We start from the raw sequence: 1,365 nt of genomic DNA, 5'->3' as shown, positions 1-1,365 counted from the left end.
CTGCCGCCGGCCCGGAAACAGGCCGATGGAGTCCATGAGGTGACCGTGGCTGATGCGGTCGAAGGCCGCCGACAGGTCCGCGTCGAGAACCCACGGCCGTTTTGCGGTCTTCTGGCAGGCTATCTGGAAGATAGCCCCGATCGCGTCAGCGCATCCCCGCCCCGGCCGGAACCCGTAGGTTCGACCGTCGAACCGCGCTTCCCATTCCGGCTCTAGAGCATTCTTCACCCTCGCCTGGTTTGCGCGGTCGCGTATGACAGGAATGCCCAACGGCCGGGTCTTCCCATTCGCCTTCGGGATGTACACACGCTTGACGGGCTTTGCCGGGATGTCCGGTTCAGCGAGAGTCTTCCTCGCTAGAGAACCCCGGTCCTTCGGGGTCAGCGCAACGACCCCATCGATACCCGCCGTCTTCTTTCCGGTGCTCTGCTGTGCCACCCGGCGAACACTTGTCAAGGTGTTCGCCCTGGAGCGCAGCATGAGCTTTTGCAGGTTGCGCACCCGCTTCATGTCGCCGTTCCGTGCGGCCCTGTAGATCCTCTGGCGCAGCCGCTTTACGGATGCTTCTTCTGAGCGCCAATCGATACCGGCCCAGAATTCCGCGTCGCCCTCGGGTCCGTTCATCGGGAGGGCATACTGCGACACCAAAGACATTGCCGCCCCTCCTCCTGTCTAACTTGTGCCTCGGTGCAAGGTTTTGCCCTTTGGCTCTACATGGCCTACCTGTCCCACGTCAGCGCTCTTTCGAGCCCAGCTATAAAGCTGGCATCCGCCGAGTTATACCCGGAGGGGGAGAGTCCCCAGGGCCCGAGCTTTCCTCTGGGCTTTCGCCCGAGCGGCATTCGCTTCTTGGGACATCCTGTTCCCGCACCGGATTTCTGCCTTTGTTGCCTCCGGCTTACCGGCTGACCAGTCGGACCCGTACGGGGTTCCCGTGTTCCACTGCCAACAGTTGCGTCCGGACAGGGCACCCTCTCTAAACCGACTCCCACGGTGACCTACGCTGGAAAACCACAGGTTCCCTTGAGCCTCTTTCAATGCAGCTCGCGTCGTGTCGCACTTCACAATGCAAGGAGTTCCCACCGCCGACCGCTTCGCCATTGACGCGGTGTTCCTCATGTCGGCTCGTAAGGACAAGGGTTCGCTTTCGCTCGCCCGCTCGGACTTCCCCTTCGCTTGTGGCGTGATGATGGCCCATCGTGCCCTTGAGCTTTACCGCCTCGGCTCAGCACCCCCGCGTCACCGCAGACGCACCCGAGGCTGGGGACCGGCCATCGGTCACAGGCCGGAGTAGTTGACTCCTCTCCTTGCAACTACCACTGCATGACAGCGACTTCACGTCGCACTGAAAGCGCGAGGCTAAGG

At 62.3% G+C, this 1,365-nt stretch carries 1 protein-coding gene; it reads right to left on the bottom strand.

The genetic code is table 11. From position 1 onward, the window contains the following. Positions 1–654 (bottom strand): reverse transcriptase N-terminal domain-containing protein (locus tag AB0P17_RS32555; protein ID WP_365816587.1); only part of this gene is annotated, 654 nt, incomplete at its 3' end. Between the last annotated feature and the right edge of the window lie 711 nt (positions 655–1,365).

Source organism: Streptomyces sp. NPDC088124 (assembly GCF_040685895.1).
Lineage (GTDB): Bacteria > Actinomycetota > Actinomycetes > Streptomycetales > Streptomycetaceae > Streptomyces.
This window is presented reverse-complemented; position numbering and strand designations above follow the sequence as displayed.